We start from the raw sequence: 18259 nt of genomic DNA on the forward strand, positions 1-18259 counted from the left end.
GACGGGAAAGATTGTGAAGTATGAAGAAGTAGTCCGGTATATAGAGGACATACCAAAATTTACAAAGAAGCATACGCTTTTGCATACCCGTGAATTTATGAAAAGATTGGGGAATCCCTGCCAGGGAAGAAAGGTTCTTCACGTGGCAGGGACGAACGGAAAGGGAAGCGTCTGCGCATATATGCAGGCGATTCTTCTTTTTGAGGGAAAGCGTGTTGGATTTTTTACATCGCCACATCTGGTGAAGCTCAACGAGCGGATCCGGATCAATGGAAAAGATATTGACGATGATACCTTCTGCCGGATTTTTGCAAAGGTACAGCAGGTGGCAGAAGAACTGGAAAAGGAAGGGCTGGAACATCCTTCTTATTTTGAATTCCTGTATGGAATGGGGATGCTTGCATTTGAAGAAAGTGATGCAGAGTATATTGTACTGGAGACAGGACTTGGTGGAAGGCTGGATGCGACTAATTCATTCGAGCATCCGTTCCTGAGTGTGATCACATCGATCGGACTGGATCACACAGAGATCCTTGGAGATACGATTGAAAAGATCGCGGGAGAAAAAGCCGGAATCATTAAAAAAGGCGTACCGGTATTTTTTGACGGCTCTGATGAAAGAAGCAGTCGGGTTATAGAAGAAACTGCCGAAAATCTGGAAGCACCGTGGTATAAAATGGAAAAAGATGCGTTGAAAATTCAAGAAATTACAGACAAACATATTGCTTTTTCTATTTTGGATGAGTATGATAATAATACCGTATGGCAGGTGGCGAGCACCGGAATCTATCAGGTGATGAACGCAGCACTTGCAATCCGGGCGATGAGATATACATTTGGCGACAAGGCAGAGATCTGCAAATGGCAGAAGGTGGTCGCATCTGTTAAATGGCAGGGCAGAATGGAAGAAGTTCTTCCCGGAGTTATCTTTGACGGGGCGCATAATCTTGCGGCAATCCATGAATTTACAAAGAGTATCCGGCTCCAAAGAGAGGCGGAAGGAGAACTCCATCCGCTGGTAATTCTTTTTTCAGCCGTTGCAGATAAGGATTACAGCCATATGATCGAGCTTCTATGCAGAGAATCGAAAGCAGATGCCTATGTCATTGCCAAAGTTGACAATAAAAGGGGAGCGCAGGCAGATACACTTGCCGCGCTGTTCCGGAAGTATACAGACAGACCGGTCTATCGGGAGGACACGCTTGCTGATGCATTTACACGTGCACTGAATGAAAAGGGCAGCGAAGGGAAACTTTACTGTCTGGGGTCGCTCTATCTGGTAGGGGAGTTAAAAGAACTGATAGGAGGACAAGATGCTTAATTTTGAAGAAGAACTTAAGAAGTTCAAACCAAGTCTGGAAGTAGAAGATATCGAGAATGCAGTATATCAGGAAGATCTGTCTGATATGACAGATATCTTAAGAGAGATGATGGATCAGAAAAAATAGGGGAGATTTTGATGGACTATAAGCAGAAACTCGAGTACCAGTCGAACTACTGGTACAATGATGGACTGAAGAAAGCGCAGATCCGGGATCTGTCCGGGGCAATTGTGTCGTTAAAAAGAAGTTTGCAGTTTAACAGAGAAAATATCACAGCGAGGAATCTTCTCGGACTTGTTTATTATGGACGTGGAGAAGTAGCGGAGGCTCTTGTAGAGTGGATCATCAGTAAAAACTTCAGGGTTTCCGAGAATATTGCCAGCTACTATATCAGTAAGGTCCAGGATAATCCAAGTGAGCTGGAGAAGGTGAATCAGGCAGTTCACAAATACAACCAGTGTCTTGGATACTGCAGACAGAATGGAGAAGATCTTGCGATCATCCAGCTGAAAAAGGTGGTTGTGGCACATCCGTCTTTCCTGAAGGCATATCAGCTTCTGGCACTGCTTTATATGCATTCCGGACAGTATTCCAAAGCAAGACAGAGCCTGAAGACAGCACTCAAGCTGGATGTGACGAATGATATTACGCTTCGGTATATGCATGAGCTGAACCGTCAGCGGAACCGACAGGTTGCACAGATTAAAGAGGAAAAGCATGGCAGACAATCGGTTGTCACATACAATCTGGGAAATGAGACGATCATTCAGCCTGCAGCAACACTGCGAGACAATGCGGCAGTGATGACCGTTGTCAATATTCTGATCGGTATGGTGGTTGGAGCGGCAGTGGTGTGGTTTCTGATCGCTCCGGCGGTAAACCAAACAAAGTCGTCTACAAAAAACCGGAATGTTATTGCACTAAGCGAGCAGATCGCTTCACAGAAGACGCAGATCCAGACGCTTAAGGATGAACTGGAAGGATACCGTAACAGTAGTGATGAGGTAGAATCGGCAAAGCAGACCGCCGCATCCACACAGGACAGCTATGATGCCCTGATCAAGGTATATCAGCAGTATTATGGTGGAACAACGAGCAATGCGGATATGGCAGATACGCTGCTTGGACTGAACAGGGATTCGCTGGGAGAAGAGGGACAGAAAATCTATGATTCAATCTCAGGTTCCTTGTTCCCGCGAGTATGTGTGAGCCTGTATTCGACTGCGCAGTATGAAGTGCAGAGTGGGAATTACGATGATGCCATTTCGGATCTTGAAAAGATCCAGAAGATGGATGACTCTTATAGTGACGGTGGTGTGTACAAGCTTCTTGGAGACGCGTATGCCGGCAAAGGTGATACGGACAATGCAAAGAGCAATTACGAAAAAGCCGCGACCGATTATCCGGGAACACAGGCAGCATATTCGGCACAGAGCGCACTGGATGCACTGGGATCAGATGGAACTTCGGAGAATACTTCCGGAGGAACAGGTACCCAGGGACAATAAAAATGAGGATTGCGAGAGTGCAAAGCACGTAGCAATCTGGTATCAAAGGGGCAAAATACCTTTTGACCCAACATCATAAAATATAGAAAGCACAAAAGAGAAAGTAGCGAAAAATGGCGTTACTTTCTCTTTTTTTATGGGAAATTCCGAAGGAACTTCCTATGAAAAAAAGGCACTGCGTGCCGGAGATGCGCACTCGCACGAAGATGAAGAATGTCGCAAGCGACTGCGCTCGGCGCGCGAATGTGCCAAGGCACATTCATTCTTATAAATTTTTATAAATCCATCAAGGTTATTGGCGTATTTGTATAAATAAAAAAGACAGAAAGGGGTTTAATCAAAAATGCAGTATCAGATCAAAGAAAATTGTCTTACGATTTTTCTTCCGGCGGAGGTGGATCATCACAATGCGGAGGAGATCAAACGGGAGGCGGATAAGGTGATCGAGGAGCAACATATCAAATATGTGATCTTTGATTTTGGAAGGACGAATTTTATGGACAGTTCCGGGATTGGAGTGATCATGGGACGGTACCGGCATATCTTTCTTCTTGGCGGGGAAGTATGGGCGATACATACAAGTGAACGGATGCGGCAGATTCTGAATATGTCCGGCGTGACGAAGATCATACAGATTTATGAGGAGGGAATGATGTAATGGAATATTTTAACGAGATGGAAGTAGTATTTGACAGCAGATCGGAGAATGAGGGATTTGCAAGGGTGGCAGTGGCTGCATTTATGACACAGATGGATCCGGTTCTGGAGGAAGTGGCAGACGTGAAGACAGCGGTTTCCGAGGCAGTGACGAACAGCATCATCCATGGATATGAGGGACGGACATCCGGAAAGATCACGGTCTGGTGCGGGATTGAAAAAGATAGGAAGACCATTCTGGTCACGGTGAAGGATCAGGGCGTCGGTATCGAAAACGTGGATCAGGCGATGGAGCCGCTCTATACGACCAGGCCGGATATGGACCGGTCCGGGATGGGATTTGCATTTATGGAGGCATTTATGGATGAAGTACAGGTGGAATCTGTGCCTGGAAAAGGGACTACGGTTTGGATGAAGAAAACGACAGGAGGGGAAAAGAAGGAAGCTGTATGGACCACACAATCGCATTGATCAGACGGGCTCACGAAGGGGATGAAAATGCGAGGGCACAGCTTGTGGAGGAAAACACCGGTCTGATCTGGTGTGTTGTGAAACGGTTTTACGGACGGGGCACAGAGGCAGAGGATTTATTTCAGATCGGAAGCATCGGGCTTTTAAAAGCAATCGATAAGTTTGATCTGGGTTATGATGTGAAATTTTCTACCTATGCAGTTCCGATGATCACAGGAGAAATCAAGCGTTTCCTGCGTGATGACGGGATGCTGAAGGTCAGCCGTTCCTTAAAAGAGATTGCATATAAAGCATATCAGGCAAAGGAGGCACTCACGGAAAAGCTTGGCAGAGAACCGCTTCTGGAAGAAATTGCGGAAGAAACGGGTGTGGAAAAAGAGGAGCTTGTGATGGCGATGGAGGCAGCAGGAGAAGTGGAATCGCTTCACAGACCGGTCGGAATGAAAGATGGAAATGAAGTGATGCTGCTGGAAAAGATTGCAGATACAGGCGGTGCAGAAGAAAAGATCCTGGATCATCTTCTGCTTACAGAGCTGATAAAAGAATTAAAAAAAGACGAGAGAAAACTTCTGTATCTGCGCTATTTTGCAGATAAGACGCAGACAGAAATCGGCGAAGAGCTTGGGATTTCCCAGGTGCAGGTATCGCGGATGGAGAAAAAGATCCTGAAAACCATGCGGGAACACGCAAAAGAATAAAAGGATGTATGTTTTCCGGAAAAACAGGGATACTATTTCCTATCTGAAACAGATCACAAAGGAGGCGGATGTGATTGGAAAGAAGAAAAAAATATATCTGGGGCTGTGTTCTTTGTGCCCTGCTGACAGCAGTTCTGATCGGAGTGGTCTACTATTACAATGACGTCCGGGGGACAGACCAGGTAAATGAAGGAACGCTGATCTGGCAGCCGGTACCGGTAAAGGAAAGGACGGATACAGATGTCTTCGGGAAATGAAATACTTTATATCAAAGGGGAAAAGAATACAGAGGTGAAAGAACCAAATGTGACACTGGGAGATATCCTGACAATGGAATGCAGCAATTCTTCCATCATGAACAGGATTAAACCACTGCGGATCCTGAAAATCCCGGAAAAAGGACAGCACAGGTATGTGGTGTCTGTTCTGAAAATCATAGAATGTATCCACCGGGAAATTCCCGGGTTACAGATCCGGAATGAAGGGGAAAGTGATCTGATCGTTACCTATGAAGGGGAGAAAAAACGAAATGCTATCTGGCAGGGAATAAAAGTGGTTGTAGTTGCAGGAATCACATTTATCGGAGCAGCATTTTCCATTATGGCATTTAACAATGATGTGTCGGTGACAAAGATGTTTTCCCGTATTTATCTGCTTCTTACCGGAGAAGAGTCGAATGGATTTACCCTGCTAGAGCTGACTTACTGCATCGGGCTGATCGTCGGGATCCTGATTTTCTTCAATCATTTTGGAAGAAAGAAATTTACAGCAGATCCGACTCCGATGGAAGTGGAAATGCGTTTGTATGAAAATGATATTCAGGAAACTCTGATCGAAGCTTATGCGAGAAAGGAAAAAGAAGTCGATGTGGATTAGGCAGATTCTGGTGGCGGTGGTTGGTCTTGCATCCGGATTTGCAGTCGCGGCAGGACTGTTTTCCTTTATTATCGGACTTGGCGTGGTGTCAGATTTTGCAGACCGGACACATACCGGGAAGCATGTCATGCTGTATGAAAACTGCATTATGGCAGGTGGGATCCTTGGAAATATTTTCTGGGTATACGGGCTCACGATGCCCGGCGGCAAATGGATCGTTCCGGTGTTTGGGCTTTTTTCCGGAATTTTTGTCGGATGCTGGTCAATGGCACTTGCGGAAATCCTGAATATTTTTCCGATCTTTATCCGGAGGATCAAAATCCTGAAATGTGTACCGTGGCTGATCTTTGGGATGGCGCTTGGGAAAAGCCTGGGAGCACTTCTGTTTTTCTATAAAAGATGGTAACTGGAGGAGAAAATGAAGCAACAAGAGAAAGAAAAAGAGTATGAAGCATATGTAAAAGAGAAAACGCCGGTCAGGAAACCTGGACCTGCGATGGCAAAAGCATTCGTGACCGGTGGGATTATCTGTACGATCGGACAGGCGATCTTAAATGCGTGCGAAAAGGCAGGAATGTCAAAGGATATTTCTGCAAGCTGGTGTTCACTGATCCTGATCCTGGCAAGTGTGGTGCTGACCGGATTTGGAATCTATCCGAAGATCGCGAACTGGGGAGGAGCAGGAGCATTGGTCCCTATCACCGGATTTGCCAATTCCGTTGCGGCACCGGCAATTGAATACAAAAAAGAGGGACAGGTTTTCGGAATTGGCTGCAAGATATTTACGATCGCAGGGCCAGTAATCCTGTACGGAGTTTTCACCAGCTGGGTTCTGGGACTGCTCTACTGGATTGGAACGCTGATCGGAATTGTGTAAGGAGGGATGGATATGAATGCGATAAAAGGTACGCAGAGTATTGCATTTTCGGAAAGTCCGTATCTGGTAAGCGCCGGATCGGTTGCCGGAAAAAAAGAAGGAGAAGGGCCGCTTGGAAAATACTTTGATATTGCATCGGAGGATGACCTTTTCGGAGAGAAAACCTGGGAGCTTGCAGAAGGAACAATGCAGAAGCTTGCGTGTATGCTGGCATTGAAAAATGCGGGAGTACAGCCGGAGGAGGTACGCTATCTCTTTGGCGGTGATCTTTTAAGACAGGGGATTGCTACATCGATGGGGGCGGAAGAACTTCAGATCCCGGTGTTTGGTCTTTTCGGTGCCTGCTCCACATCAGGAGAGGCACTTGCCCTTGCTGCAATGACTGTGGCGGCAGGTTATGGAGATCTGGTGCTTGCTGCAACATCGAGCCATTTTGGAAGTGCAGAAAAAGAATTCCGTTTTCCACTTGGCTATGCGAATCAGAGACCACTTTCCTCGACATGGACAGTGACAGGAAGCGGAGCCTTTCTGGTAGGAAAAAAGAAAAGCCGGGTGCGGATCAGTGGAGTGACGATTGGGAAAATTGTGGATTATGGACTGAAGGATTCACAGAATATGGGAGCGTGTATGGCACCGGCAGCGTGTGATACGATCCTGCAGAATCTTATGGATTTTGGAAGGGATGAAAAGGATTATGACCGGATCATTACCGGAGACCTGGGCTATGTGGGACAATCGATTTTATTTGACCTGCTTCGGAAAAAAGGACTGGATATCAAAGAAAATCATATGGACTGCGGAATGACGATCTTCGATCAGCAGACACAGCATACCAATTCCGGTGGAAGCGGCTGCGGCTGCGCGGCGATCACTCTTGCAGCATATATTATGCCACAGTTGATATCGGGGGAGTGGAAAAGGATCCTTTTTGTACCAACGGGGGCGCTGATGTCGACAGTCAGCTTCAATGAAGGAGAAAGCGTTCCGGGAATTGCACATGGAATTGTGCTGGAACATTGTTAAAGGAGGAAAGAAAATGGACTATATCAATGCATTCTGGGTAGGAGGACTCATCTGTGCACTGGCGCAGATCCTGCTTGACCGGACGAAAATGATGCCGGGAAGAGTCATGGTAAGCCTGGTGGTACTTGGCTGCATTCTTGGTTTTGTACAGATATTCAAACCACTTCAGGAGTATGCCGGGGCAGGCGTGAGCGTGCCACTGCTCGGTTTTGGAAATACTTTATGGAACGGGGTAAAAGAGGCAGTCGACAAGGAAGGATTTATCGGAATTTTTCTTGGAGGATTCAAGGCAAGTGCGGCAGGAATAAGCGGCGCATTGATTTTTGGGTACATTGCATCATGGATATTTGAACCAAAGATGAAGGAGTAATGGGAATAATTTTCGTCAGAACTACGAAAGAAAATTTATTGTACAGAGAGAAAAATGATGTTAAGATGAAATCGTGGCTGTGTAAATGGCCTGTAAAATAAGAATCAGAGTGAAAAAGAAAGTACATAAGAGGAGATAACACGACTATGAAGTACACAAGTATCATTATTCCGTTTGTCGGAGGCCTTGGTATGTTCATTTATGGAATGCAGATCATGGCACAGGGGCTGGAGAATGCTGCCGGCAACCGGATGAAGTCATTGCTTGAAGCACTTACAAAGAATAAGTTCTTCGGCGTACTGCTTGGAGCGTTCATTACCGCAGTGATCCAGAGCTCATCTGCGACGACCGTCATGGTAGTCGGTTTTGTAAATGCCGGGATCATGAACCTTCAGCAGGCGATGGGGGTTATCATGGGTGCGAACATCGGTACAACGGTTACCGGATGGCTGGTATCCAGTGTGGAATGGGCCAAATTTTTAAGTCCGTCCAATCTGGCACCGGTTGCGATCATGATCGGTGTGATCATTATGCTGACCGGAAAGCGGCGTTCGACAAAAGATATCGCAAGTATTGTGGTTGGTTTCGGACTTTTATTTGTCGGGATTTCATCCATGTCTTCAGCGGTGGAACCACTGAAAGATAATGCAGCATTCTGCAATATTTTCGTATCACTGGGACACAATCCGTTCCTTGGAATTGTGGCGGGTGCAGCAGTTACGGCGATCATCCAGAGTTCATCTGCGTCGGTCGGAATCCTGCAGAGCCTTGCAGCAGCAGGTCTTGTACCGTTTGGCGCAGCAATCTATATTATCATGGGACAGAATATCGGTACCTGTGTAACTGCAATCCTGTCCAGTGTGGGTGCAAAGAAAAATGCGAAAACCGCAGCACTGATGCATCTGATCTTTAATATCATCGGAACGATCATTTTCAGTATTATAGCGATCGCATATCTGAGTATTGTGAATCCGGCATGGGCACACGGCAATATTACCCAGACACAGATCAGTATGGTGCATACGGTGTTCAACATTGTGACAACCGTTCTGCTGTTCCCGGTTTCTGACTGGATCATCAAGCTTGCCAAGAAGATCGGACATGTGGAAGAAGAGGTACAGGATGAAAGTGCAGTCCTTCTGGATGACCGTATGCTGGAGACCCCTGGTATTGCGATTCAGTCAACCGTTTCCGAGCTTGTCCGAATGGGACATGTGGTTGCGGATTCCCTGGAGGTTGCAAGAAAGGTTATGTTCGAACGAAAAGAAGAACAGATTGCGTTCCTGAAGGAAGAAGAAAGCAAGGTAGACCGGTTAAGTGCCGGAATTACATCCTATGCGATCAAGCTGTCGACTTTGCAGATCAATGAACGTGAGCATGAAGAAGTGGCTCATATGCTTCAGATCGTGTCGGATATGGAACGTATCAGTGATTACTGTGAAAATATTTCCGAGTTTGCAGAATCCTTACAGGAGAAGCAGGTTGACTTCTCCGAAGTAGGAGTGGAACATCTGATCAAGATGCTGGATGTCTGTATTGCAAGTTATCTGTATGCGTTGGAAGCCTTTGAGTCCAATGACCGCGAAAGCGCATTGAAGACGATCGAGAAGGAAACCGAGGCAGACGGGCTGGAGATTTCCCTTCGTGCAAAGCATATCAAGCGTCTTACCAACCAGCAGTGTAACACAGAAGCCGGAGTGGTATTCCTTGATTCCCTGGTATGCCTGGAAAGAATTTCCGACCATGCCAGAAATATTGCGGAAGAAGTGTTAGCAGAATAGAAGATAAGGCAGAGATAAAAGATGAGCATCTATCGTTAATGCGTGATTGCTGAATTATGTAAGTGGAAAAAGTGCAATTTTATAATTTCAAACAACTTTAAAGAATTGTATACAGAAATCATATAGCAGAGAGTTCCCCTCTCTGCTATAATCATATCAGGAAATAAAAAGTACGAACCAGAATATATCTATCGGGGAGGTTATTCACATGCAGACAACTATTTTACAGGAAAGTAACTACAAAGAAGAGATGCAGACCATCGTAGAACCGTATCTTGCATCCATCGGAACAGAATTTTATCTGGAAAGGCATGCAGGACAGAAGATCCATTGTATGCATTATGTTCCGGAGAATCCACATGCAGTAGTTATGCTGTCACACGGTTTTGTTGAAAATGCGGAGAAATACAAGGAGATCGCCTATTATTTTGCAAAGGAGGGCTTTAGCGTATATCTTCCGGAGCACTGCGGACATGGCTTCAGCTACCGTATGACAGAGGATGAATCACTGGTACATCTGGATAATTTTGAGCGTTATGTGGAAGACTTTATCTTTGTAACCAAGAAGGCAAAAGAGGACAATCCGGGGATGAAGATCTATCTGTACGGACATTCTATGGGAGGCGGAATTGCGGCAGCAGTTGCGGCAAGAGCGCCGGAAATATTTGAGAAGGTAATTCTGTCGTCACCGATGATCCGTCCGCTGACCGGAGGGGTGCCGTGGCATGTGGCAAAGGCAATCGCAAAGACTTCATGCAAAGTGGGAAGGGAAGCAAACTATGTGGTTGGTCAGAAGCCGTACAAGGAGCCGGCAAAATTTGAGGATAGCTGTTCTCTTTCCCTTGCCAGATTTGAGTATTACGAGGAAAAGAGAACAAAAGAATCCCGCTATCATCTGAACGCGCCGTCTTATGGATGGCTTGGAAATGCAATGCGTCTGAACCGGTATCTGGAGAAGACCGGATGGAAAAAGATCGCAGCACCTGTTATGCTCTTTTCAGCAGGGAAAGATAATCTGGTGTCCAATGCAGAGCAGGAACGTTTTGTGCGAAAATTAAACAAGAACAGACCGGGAAGTGCCGAGCTTGTGAAGTTTCCGGAGTCCAAGCATGAGATATTCAATGCGGAAAATACGATTGCGGAAGAATACTGGAAGAAAGTGTTTGATTTTTTTGAATCATGATTTTTAAAGATTGTAAAGAAGCTGTAAATTATACAAATTGCTTATTGATAAATGCAAGAAAAGTGGTAAGATAAAATTTACAGAAAGGAATGAGACATATGGGATTTTTTGATAATCTGAAAAGCAGCCTGACAGAAACCGGTCAGGATTTATCACAGAAGGCAAAGGATACGACAGAGATTTTCCGCCTGACAAATTTAAATAAGACGAAAGAAAAAGAAATTGAAAAAGTCATTTATCAGATTGGCAGTACATACTATGCCAATTACAGAGATGAATGCATGGAAAAGATGCCGGAACTTGCAGCACAGATCAAATCCCTGCAGGATGAGATCGCAGCCAATAAAGAGATGATTGAAAAATTATCGACAGAAGAGATCTGTCCGCAGTATGGAAAGAAAGTGAATCCGGGAAGTAAATTCTGTATTTACTGTGGAACGGCACTGGAAGCACCGGCAGAACAACCGGAGGAAAAGGCAGAAGTGAAAGTGTGCAAAGCCTGTGGAAAGCCACTGGAAGAGGGAGCTGTATTCTGTACAAACTGTGGAACAAAAATAGAAGACGATAAGGCAACTGAGGAAAACTAGAAGGCAAAGCAGCGAATGATGAAACGCAGGTCAGAATGTAAAAAAATAAAAGAGTATATGCAAAAAGCCGGATAGGAGTTGTTCTGTCCGGTTTTTTGTGTATACGATAAGCCGGATGCAGATTTGGGACTGCACATCAGCGAACTGTTAAGTTACAGGTAAAAGAACGACCGGATAATATACTGGAGGACAGAAAACATGTATTGCACCAGATGTGGGAAAGAAATCAGGAGTGACCAGAAGTTCTGCGGGAACTGTGGAGCGAAGAATGTCAATTATAAAGAAAAAAATGATCTGAAAGAGATGATAGAAAAAGCTGCCGCCGGAGAAGAGAACGCTCTGGAGAAAATTTACAATCTGACTTATGTGCAGGGGTTTGCGATCGCACTTCAGATGGTGAAAAATGAGCAGGATGCAATGGATGTAATGCAGGATGCCTATATTTCTGCATTCCGAAATCTGAAGCAGATTGAGGATCCAAAGCGGCTGAAGAGTTGGTTCAACTGCATTGTGGCAAACAAATGTAAAGACTGGCTGAAAAAGAAGAAGCCACAGCTATTTTCTGATATACCGACAGGGGATGATGACCGGGAATTTGAAGATACAATTGCGGATGAAAATCTGACATTTTCACCGGAAGATTCTGTGGATTATGCAGAGACAAAGCGATTGATGAAAGAAATTCTGGACAGTCTGCCAGAAGATCAGAAGCTGTGTGTACTGATGTATTATTATGAGGAATTGTCGGTTGCAGACATTGCAGATGCACTTGGATGTTCGACCGGAACGGTAAAGAGCAGACTGAATTACGCCCGGAAGAAGATCAGAAATGATGTAGAAGAACTGGAAAGAAAAGGAACGAAATTATACAGCGTGGCGCCGCTTCCATTTATACTCTGGATGCTCAGAGAGGGTGAGAAGACGATATCGGTGCCTGGTTCATTTGGAAGAGAACTGGTAAGACAGGGGGCCGGCATTGTAAAAAGCGGAAGTGCACTGACAAGCGGAAATACCGGTTCGGGTAAAAGTGGAATCAGGAAGACAGATCCGGTAAAGAACGGGCAGGCAGCAGGCAGAAAGATCGTAAAGAGTGCGGCAGGAAAAGTGGCAGGGAAAATCATCGGTACAAAGGCTGTTGCCGGAGTTGTAGGAGCGGCAGTGATCGGAGGAGGTGCTGTTGCAGGGTATAATATCCACCAGGCAAAAGAGCAGAAAGTTACCAAAGAAGAATGGCAGGCGGCTTACAAAGACTGGGTTGGAAAATGGAGTGATGACACAAGGTTTGAGCTCTTTGACATGAATGGAGATGATGTACCCGAGATCGTGCGGGTTGGATCCTGCATGGCGGATGGTGCGACCGTAGCGACCTGTACACCGGATGGAATCCGGGAAGAAGAGATATACCGGATCGGGATGTGGTATATTCCGGGCAGCAATGTACTGGACAACAATGACGGAAATATGGGTGTTTTTTATGACCGTGTTTTTGAAATCAAAGATGGGAAATGGGTACAGATCGGTGATGGCGAATATGGAATGGAAGATAATACGAATCCGGAGTATGATGAAAACGGAGACTATGTTTTCCGGTATAAATGGGATGGAAAAGAAGTCACAAAAAAGAAATATGAAAAGAAATTAAAGAAATTATTTGGAAACAGAAAGCCGGAAGCACTGGGCAATGAAGCTGTTTCATACCATGAGATCATCAACCAGATCAGTCATTATTAAAAAAATAAAAATTTTTTCTTTTTTTTAAAACCAAATCGGATTTTGACTCGTCTTAATAATATAAAGAGTTAAACGAGAAAGTATATCATACAGAAAGGATGTAAAAGAGATATGAGGTGCAAAAATTGTGGAACTGAGAATCCAGATGGTTCAAGATTCTGTGCAACATGTGGAAAACCACTGGAACAGGAAGAGCCTGCTAAAAATGTAGCAGAACAGAAAGACGAAGAGGCTGCTCAGAATGCAGAAGAGCAGAAAGAAGAGGCTGTCCAGAATACAGAAGAGACGGTAACAAGTACAACAGAACCAAAATCACTCACACATAAAAAATCAAGAGGTCTGAACAAGTTTCTGATCGGTCTGGCGTGTGCAGTTGTCGTTGTAGTGATCGCAGCAGGGCTTCTGATATCGCGTGCAAGAAGAACAATCGATCTGAACAAGTATATCACCTTTGAAACAACAGGATATAACGGATATGGAAATGTATATCCGCAGATTGACTGGCAGAAGATCCAGAAAAAATATGATTCCAGACTGAAGTTTACAAAAGAATTTAAAGAACAGTTTGGTGACAGTGCCGATTCCGTATCTCCGGTAGCGGTACTGCAGTCCTATGTCAGTGTGGAAATGAATTCAGACAGCGATCTTTCCAACAAAGATAAAGTCAAATACAGCTGGAATGTCAATAAAGATTATGCAAAATATGTGAAGTGCAACCTGAAATATAAAAATAAAACCTATAAAGTAAAAGGGCTGGAAGAGGTTAAGACATTTGATGCATTCAAAGACCTGGAGGTATCATTTAACGGAATAAGTCCGGGAGGAGAAGTTTCATTTGATTATACAGGATCTGATCTTACATCTGCCGATTTTCAGACAGATGCATCAAATGGAACATTGGCAAACGGAGATAAGATTAAAGTATATCTGGATAAATCTATGGCAGACAGCTATGCCGCCAATCTGGGAAAGCTGCCGGAAAAATGGGAAAAAGAATATACCGTAAAAGGACTGTGGTATTATGTCACATCAGCCAGTGACATCGATGATGATACAATGCAGCAAATGAAGGACCGGGCGGAACAGGAATACAATGATCATGTGGAGAGCAGCTGGGTAGATTCCGAATCTCTGGAGAGCCTTACTTATATGGGAGATTATCTGCTGGAGCCTGTTGTGGGCAATGGAAATGAACTGTATCTTATTTATCATGTAAAGGTACGGGATCAGTACAGTAATGATGATGGATCTTATGACAAGGTGAATGATGTTTACTGGTATATGCATTATGGAACAATTCTTACAGACGGGGAAGGAAATACAGATGTTGATCTGTCTGACTATGGAACACCTGGCAATTTCTTTAAAATCAAGACTGATGCGAAGACAGACGGTATTTCCAGCATGGTATGGAAATATTATGGATACCCGACACTGGATGATCTGTATGCAGATGTTGTGGGCAATAATGTCGATTACTCTTTGGTGGAGGATGCGGTAGACAATACAAAATAGAAGCCTTTGGCGGAAAAGAAGGTGGACTATGAAATGGGACGAATGGCTGAAAAAGATCATTAAAGAGATAACGTCAGATTATACGATTTCAGAAGAAACCTCAAAAAGCTTTTTTGAAGAGCTGATGCAATTGTTGAAATAATACAGGAACCGGGTAGAAATGCAAATTTTTATCCGGTTTTTTAGTTTGAGCCGGAAAAGTATGATATGATGAGGAAAAGTACGGGATTGATATCCAGAAGGAGAAAGGTGGAATAACAACAGATGGAATATTTAGTAGAATCAGCATTATTGACACATGGATTAAAATCGGTATCAAATGAAACAATAAAAAAAGAATGGCAGGATCAGGGAAAAAAGATCACTTGGATTGATCATGGGGAAATCAGGATCGGGGATATCGATGAGTTCCTTGAATTCAGAAGCCGGGCATCCGCTTATCCAAGAATTGACTGTGATCTGCTGGAAAAGGCATTATCGGAAAAGCAATCAGGCGCACTTACCGCTTCCGGAACAATGGCAGTCTGTGTGAAAATGGGAATTCCGGTTGCAATTACCTGTGGAATGGGTGGAATCGGGGACATCAAAGGAGAAGAACTCTGCCCGGATCTTCCGGCTCTTCAGCAGATTCCGGTGGTCCTGATCTCAGCAGGGCCAAAAGATATGCTGGACCGGAAAGCAACGATCGATTGGCTGATATCGCACGGAGTGAAGGTGATCGGAACAGAAAGAAATTACTGTACCGGTTATGTATTTTGTGGAGAAAAAGTTGAACTGCAGGGAAAGACAGAAAACAGTGCAGAAACGGTAAAGCCACCAATGCTCATCATCAATGAAATCCCGGAAGAAAGACGGATAGAAGACAGGGAGATTTTGAGAGAAGCAATTGCCGAGGGAAAGAGAGCAGAGAAGGAAGGACGCTATTTCCATCCTGCGGCAAATGGAAAGATTGACGACTGTACCGATGGATATTCTTCATTGATCCAGCTGCGGGGACTGATTGCAAATATGAAAGTGGCAGAAGCACTTTAAAGAGCGAAAAAAGAAGCTGGGATCTGGCTGATAACAGAAAAGCCTGAATATAGGCAGTTGTGTTATCGGTCAGACTCCGGCTTCTTTGCATACAAAGAAAGTTTTGACTCCTGATTATAGATTACAGGAAAGGTAATCAGATATTCTGTTTGAAATGTTGTTGCGTGAATCCTAATTTGCCTGCGGCATCTGTGATTTATGTACAAATAGACTGATTCCGGCACCGATGATTGCCAGAACAGCACCAATTCTTCCCCAAAGAGCAGTCTTGTGGCACATCATACCTGCCTTGGCACAAATACCAATGCCAATTGAAGTATTGCTAAGAAGCAGGATCAGAACAGCAGTGATAATGATAACAACCGGTAATTTAAAATCGTGTGTTCCGAAGAAAAGAAGAACGGATTCTGCAAGCAGGAGCAGAGCGAAAAAAAACAGTGCAATTCCATAATAATGACACCGCATCATGCATTCTCCTCCGTTTGCAAGTTCCATGGTTCCTTTGCATACCGGGGCAAAGATCTTATCTGCTGCAAGAATAAGAATTGCTGCAAGACAGGAAATTGCTCCGGATAATTTTTGTGAATTCATAATTCATATCTCCTTTAAAAAGTTATTGTATTTAGTATAACACACTTATAGTTAATAAGTTCATTTTTACCAGATAAAAACTATAGAAAATTGTAATAAATAAAATTGCATATAAAAAATAACAATTTTACATTTGTGCAAAATGCTAATATAATTAAAAAGCATTAAAAGGAAATGGTAAAATTTTACAAAGGAGTCAAATGAAAAATGGAGAATGAAAGACAGCTTACGAGAGAAGAGTTGCTAGAAATGGAAAGTGCTCCGAAGACGAAGATGCAACATATGTTGGATGTGGTAATTTGTTTTTGTCCGTATTTTGCAGCGATAATTATGTTTTTAGTATATTATCTGATGCCGGATGCCGTTCAGAATTTTAATCCGCATGTGTTTACCATCGTTGTCTGCTTTTTTTTGGCATTATATCTGATCATGGTAGTGAGAGGATTAATGAATAAAAGCTATTTTGCAAAAGTACGTCATAAAGCACCGCTTTACTCTGTGATCATACTGGTAATTATGCTGTATGATTTTCTGACAGTTAAGACAGCTATTTTAAAACAGCCGTTCTTTCCATGTGTGAATACGGTCCTGTGTGCGATCATTGATGACCGGGCACTATTATTGAAAAGTACATTGTACTCACTGCGATTATTATTCACAGGATATTTTATTGGAGCGATCCTTGGACTGATCACAGGTGTTGCCTGTGGATACAGCAAAAGGATTAACTACTGGGTTTCACCGATCATTAAGATGCTTGGACCGATCCCTTCCACAACATGGATCCCGATCATCATGGTTCTGGTATCCTCACTGTTTAAAGGAAGTGTATTTATCATCGCTCTTGGTGTATGGTTTGCACTTACGATCGCATCGTCAACCGGTATCCAGAATGTAGACAAGGCATATCTGGAGGCGGCCAGAACATTAGGTGCCAAAGGGCACCAACTGGTATTCCGGGTGGCAATCCCACATGCAATGCCAAACATTCTTCAGGGTATGACACAGGGAATGAGTTCTGCCTGTACAGCACTTCTGGTTGCTGAGATGATGGGAGCAGAGGCAGGTCTTGGATGGTATATCCAGTGGCAGAAATCATGGGCGATCTATTCTAAGATGTATGCAGCTATCGTTTTAATTTGTCTTATTTTCACAGCAGTTACCTTTATACTGAATGTGATCAAGAGAATAGTGCTTCGCTGGCAGGAAGGAGTTGTGAAATAAGATGGCATCAGTGGATGAGAAGCAGGGACACGGGCGTGTCCTGGAGTTTGACAAAGTAACAAAGAGTTTTGCAAAGACAGACAGTAATGAGATCACACATGCGCTGGCAGAGGTGAATCTGACGATCCAGCCGGGTGAGTTTGTCAGTATTGTTGGAACAAGTGGATGTGGAAAATCAACGATTTTACGATTGATCGCAGGACTGATCAGACCGACTACCGGTGAGATCAGACTTGGTGGAAAACCGATTGATGGAGCCGGACCGGATCGTGGAATGGTATTCCAGAAAGCAACATTGTTTCCATGGCTTACGGTAGAGAAGAATGTGTCCTTCAGCTTGCGTATGCAGAAAAAGCAGGATAAAGAACTGGTAGAGCATATGCTGAAAATGGTAGGACTTGAAGATTTCCGGAAAGACTATCCACATCAGCTCTCCGGAGGTATGGCGCAGAGAGTGGCGCTGGTAAGATCGCTGATCAATCATCCGGATATTCTGCTTCTGGACGAGCCTCTTGGCGCGCTGGATGCATTTACCAGAATGAATATGCAGGATGAGATCCTGAACATCTGGAGAGAGCAGAAACAGACGGTCGTCATGGTTACACATGATGTGGAAGAAGCAATCTATATGGGAACAAGAGTGCTGGTTATGGAACCAAGACCGGGACGTGTAAAGGCAGATATACCGATTGAACTGGCTGAACCAAAGCAGAGAGACAGTGAAGAGTTCCAGGCATATCGGAACAGGATCCTGAAGATGCTCGATCTGAAGCATCATACAGATCATTAAATGGATATTTATTGAAAGATAAA

General features: G+C 44.2%; 21 protein-coding genes. 20 read left to right on the forward strand and 1 reads right to left on the reverse strand.

Annotated elements, in window-relative coordinates:
• Positions 1-13: 13 nt before the first annotated feature.
• The 18 genes from ACYQ5K_RS07230 to ACYQ5K_RS07315 all read left to right on the forward strand — a co-directional run bounded on the left by ACYQ5K_RS07230 (position 14) and on the right by ACYQ5K_RS07315 (position 15631).
• Positions 14-1321 (forward strand): Mur ligase family protein, encoded by a 1308-nt coding sequence (locus ACYQ5K_RS07230; RefSeq protein ID WP_178024967.1) that lies wholly within the window; start codon positions 14-16, stop codon positions 1319-1321.
• Complete coding sequence (locus ACYQ5K_RS07235) at positions 1314-1448, forward strand: hypothetical protein (RefSeq protein ID WP_022220983.1); 135 nt, start codon at positions 1314-1316, stop codon at positions 1446-1448. Before ACYQ5K_RS07230 ends, ACYQ5K_RS07235 begins: the two co-directional genes overlap by 8 nt.
• 11 nt (positions 1449-1459) lie before the next feature.
• Positions 1460-2830, forward strand: a complete 1371-nt coding sequence (locus ACYQ5K_RS07240) for a tetratricopeptide repeat protein (RefSeq protein WP_178024965.1) — start codon at positions 1460-1462, stop codon at positions 2828-2830.
• Positions 2831-3173: 343 nt separating this feature from the next.
• Entirely contained in the window at positions 3174-3488 is a 315-nt protein-coding gene (locus ACYQ5K_RS07245) for an STAS domain-containing protein (RefSeq protein ID WP_008372950.1), read from the forward strand.
• The gene (spoIIAB, locus tag ACYQ5K_RS07250) at positions 3488-3958 is read left to right on the forward strand and encodes an anti-sigma F factor (RefSeq protein WP_178024963.1); all 471 of its coding nucleotides are present in this window, start codon (positions 3488-3490) and stop codon (positions 3956-3958) included. Before ACYQ5K_RS07245 ends, spoIIAB begins: the two co-directional genes overlap by 1 nt.
• Positions 3937-4656: an RNA polymerase sporulation sigma factor SigF gene (sigF, locus tag ACYQ5K_RS07255; protein WP_008372953.1), complete on the forward strand. Its 720-nt coding sequence runs from the start codon at positions 3937-3939 to the stop codon at positions 4654-4656. The genes spoIIAB and sigF overlap by 22 nt, the downstream gene beginning before the upstream one ends.
• 74 nt (positions 4657-4730) lie before the next feature.
• A complete protein-coding gene (locus tag ACYQ5K_RS07260) occupies positions 4731-4913 on the forward strand; it encodes a hypothetical protein (RefSeq protein ID WP_459777410.1) in 183 nt (60 codons plus the stop codon).
• Positions 4897-5532, forward strand: coding sequence for a stage V sporulation protein AA (locus tag ACYQ5K_RS07265; protein WP_459777411.1), 636 nt, complete (start codon positions 4897-4899; stop codon positions 5530-5532). Before ACYQ5K_RS07260 ends, ACYQ5K_RS07265 begins: the two co-directional genes overlap by 17 nt.
• Entirely contained in the window at positions 5522-5938 is a 417-nt protein-coding gene (locus ACYQ5K_RS07270) for a stage V sporulation protein AB (RefSeq protein ID WP_173687422.1), read from the forward strand. Before ACYQ5K_RS07265 ends, ACYQ5K_RS07270 begins: the two co-directional genes overlap by 11 nt.
• A 12-nt stretch (positions 5939-5950) precedes the next feature.
• Positions 5951-6409, forward strand: coding sequence for a SpoVA/SpoVAEb family sporulation membrane protein (locus ACYQ5K_RS07275; RefSeq protein WP_173687423.1), 459 nt, complete (start codon positions 5951-5953; stop codon positions 6407-6409).
• A 12-nt stretch (positions 6410-6421) separates the two neighbouring features.
• Entirely contained in the window at positions 6422-7432 is a 1011-nt protein-coding gene (gene spoVAD / locus ACYQ5K_RS07280; protein ID WP_173687424.1) for a stage V sporulation protein AD, read from the forward strand.
• Positions 7433-7445: 13 nt separating this feature from the next.
• Positions 7446-7802, forward strand: a complete 357-nt coding sequence (locus ACYQ5K_RS07285; protein WP_270541482.1) for a SpoVA/SpoVAEb family sporulation membrane protein — start codon at positions 7446-7448, stop codon at positions 7800-7802.
• Positions 7803-7948: 146 nt separating this feature from the next.
• Positions 7949-9583 (forward strand): Na/Pi cotransporter family protein, encoded by a 1635-nt coding sequence (locus ACYQ5K_RS07290; RefSeq protein ID WP_459777412.1) that lies wholly within the window; start codon positions 7949-7951, stop codon positions 9581-9583.
• 208 nt (positions 9584-9791) lie between these two features.
• Complete coding sequence (locus ACYQ5K_RS07295) at positions 9792-10766, forward strand: alpha/beta fold hydrolase (RefSeq protein WP_459777413.1); 975 nt, start codon at positions 9792-9794, stop codon at positions 10764-10766.
• A 98-nt stretch (positions 10767-10864) separates the two neighbouring features.
• Positions 10865-11353: a zinc ribbon domain-containing protein gene (locus ACYQ5K_RS07300; protein WP_459777414.1), complete on the forward strand. Its 489-nt coding sequence runs from the start codon at positions 10865-10867 to the stop codon at positions 11351-11353.
• 198 nt (positions 11354-11551) lie between these two features.
• Entirely contained in the window at positions 11552-13084 is a 1533-nt protein-coding gene (locus ACYQ5K_RS07305) for a sigma-70 family RNA polymerase sigma factor (RefSeq protein WP_195231261.1), read from the forward strand.
• A gap of 111 nt (positions 13085-13195) precedes the next feature.
• Entirely contained in the window at positions 13196-14599 is a 1404-nt protein-coding gene (locus ACYQ5K_RS07310; RefSeq protein WP_459777415.1) for a zinc ribbon domain-containing protein, read from the forward strand.
• Positions 14600-14863: 264 nt separating this feature from the next.
• On the forward strand, positions 14864-15631 hold the full coding sequence (locus tag ACYQ5K_RS07315) for a pseudouridine-5'-phosphate glycosidase (protein ID WP_459777416.1): 768 nt from the start codon (positions 14864-14866) through the stop codon (positions 15629-15631).
• A 171-nt stretch (positions 15632-15802) separates the two neighbouring features.
• On the opposite strand, the gene ACYQ5K_RS07320 is transcribed toward ACYQ5K_RS07315, so the two are convergent.
• Complete coding sequence (locus ACYQ5K_RS07320) at positions 15803-16222, reverse strand: DUF4418 family protein (protein WP_008372993.1); 420 nt, start codon at positions 16220-16222, stop codon at positions 15803-15805.
• 207 nt (positions 16223-16429) lie between these two features.
• Here ACYQ5K_RS07320 and ACYQ5K_RS07325 point away from each other — a divergent pair, with 207 nt between their 5' ends.
• Entirely contained in the window at positions 16430-17446 is a 1017-nt protein-coding gene (locus tag ACYQ5K_RS07325) for an ABC transporter permease (RefSeq protein ID WP_204575819.1), read from the forward strand.
• Between the two features lies 1 nt (position 17447).
• The gene (locus tag ACYQ5K_RS07330) at positions 17448-18236 is read left to right on the forward strand and encodes an ABC transporter ATP-binding protein (RefSeq protein WP_204575821.1); all 789 of its coding nucleotides are present in this window, start codon (positions 17448-17450) and stop codon (positions 18234-18236) included.
• Positions 18237-18259 lie beyond the last annotated feature (23 nt).

This window comes from Allocoprococcus similis (genome assembly GCF_054660775.1).

Bases quoted from the DNA above. Each gene is read 5' to 3' on its own strand.
- sigF (WP_008372953.1), top strand. From the start codon at position 3,937: ATGGACCACACAATCGCATTGATCAGACGGGCTCACGAAGGGGATGAA.
- ACYQ5K_RS07300 (WP_459777414.1), top strand. From the start codon at position 10,865: ATGGGATTTTTTGATAATCTGAAAAGCAGCCTGACAGAAACCGGTCAG.
- ACYQ5K_RS07235 (WP_022220983.1), top strand. From the start codon at position 1,314: ATGCTTAATTTTGAAGAAGAACTTAAGAAGTTCAAACCAAGTCTGGAA.
- ACYQ5K_RS07315 (WP_459777416.1), top strand. From the start codon at position 14,864: ATGGAATATTTAGTAGAATCAGCATTATTGACACATGGATTAAAATCG.
- ACYQ5K_RS07310 (WP_459777415.1), top strand. From the start codon at position 13,196: ATGAGGTGCAAAAATTGTGGAACTGAGAATCCAGATGGTTCAAGATTC.
- ACYQ5K_RS07325 (WP_204575819.1), top strand. From the start codon at position 16,430: ATGGAGAATGAAAGACAGCTTACGAGAGAAGAGTTGCTAGAAATGGAA.
- ACYQ5K_RS07320 (WP_008372993.1), bottom strand. From the start codon at position 16,222: ATGAATTCACAAAAATTATCCGGAGCAATTTCCTGTCTTGCAGCAATT.
- ACYQ5K_RS07295 (WP_459777413.1), top strand. From the start codon at position 9,792: ATGCAGACAACTATTTTACAGGAAAGTAACTACAAAGAAGAGATGCAG.
- ACYQ5K_RS07275 (WP_173687423.1), top strand. From the start codon at position 5,951: ATGAAGCAACAAGAGAAAGAAAAAGAGTATGAAGCATATGTAAAAGAG.
- ACYQ5K_RS07240 (WP_178024965.1), top strand. From the start codon at position 1,460: ATGGACTATAAGCAGAAACTCGAGTACCAGTCGAACTACTGGTACAAT.
- ACYQ5K_RS07290 (WP_459777412.1), top strand. From the start codon at position 7,949: ATGAAGTACACAAGTATCATTATTCCGTTTGTCGGAGGCCTTGGTATG.
- ACYQ5K_RS07245 (WP_008372950.1), top strand. From the start codon at position 3,174: ATGCAGTATCAGATCAAAGAAAATTGTCTTACGATTTTTCTTCCGGCG.
- ACYQ5K_RS07305 (WP_195231261.1), top strand. From the start codon at position 11,552: ATGTATTGCACCAGATGTGGGAAAGAAATCAGGAGTGACCAGAAGTTC.
- ACYQ5K_RS07285 (WP_270541482.1), top strand. From the start codon at position 7,446: ATGGACTATATCAATGCATTCTGGGTAGGAGGACTCATCTGTGCACTG.
- ACYQ5K_RS07265 (WP_459777411.1), top strand. From the start codon at position 4,897: ATGTCTTCGGGAAATGAAATACTTTATATCAAAGGGGAAAAGAATACA.
- spoVAD (WP_173687424.1), top strand. From the start codon at position 6,422: ATGAATGCGATAAAAGGTACGCAGAGTATTGCATTTTCGGAAAGTCCG.
- ACYQ5K_RS07270 (WP_173687422.1), top strand. From the start codon at position 5,522: ATGTGGATTAGGCAGATTCTGGTGGCGGTGGTTGGTCTTGCATCCGGA.
- ACYQ5K_RS07330 (WP_204575821.1), top strand. From the start codon at position 17,448: ATGGCATCAGTGGATGAGAAGCAGGGACACGGGCGTGTCCTGGAGTTT.
- spoIIAB (WP_178024963.1), top strand. From the start codon at position 3,488: ATGGAATATTTTAACGAGATGGAAGTAGTATTTGACAGCAGATCGGAG.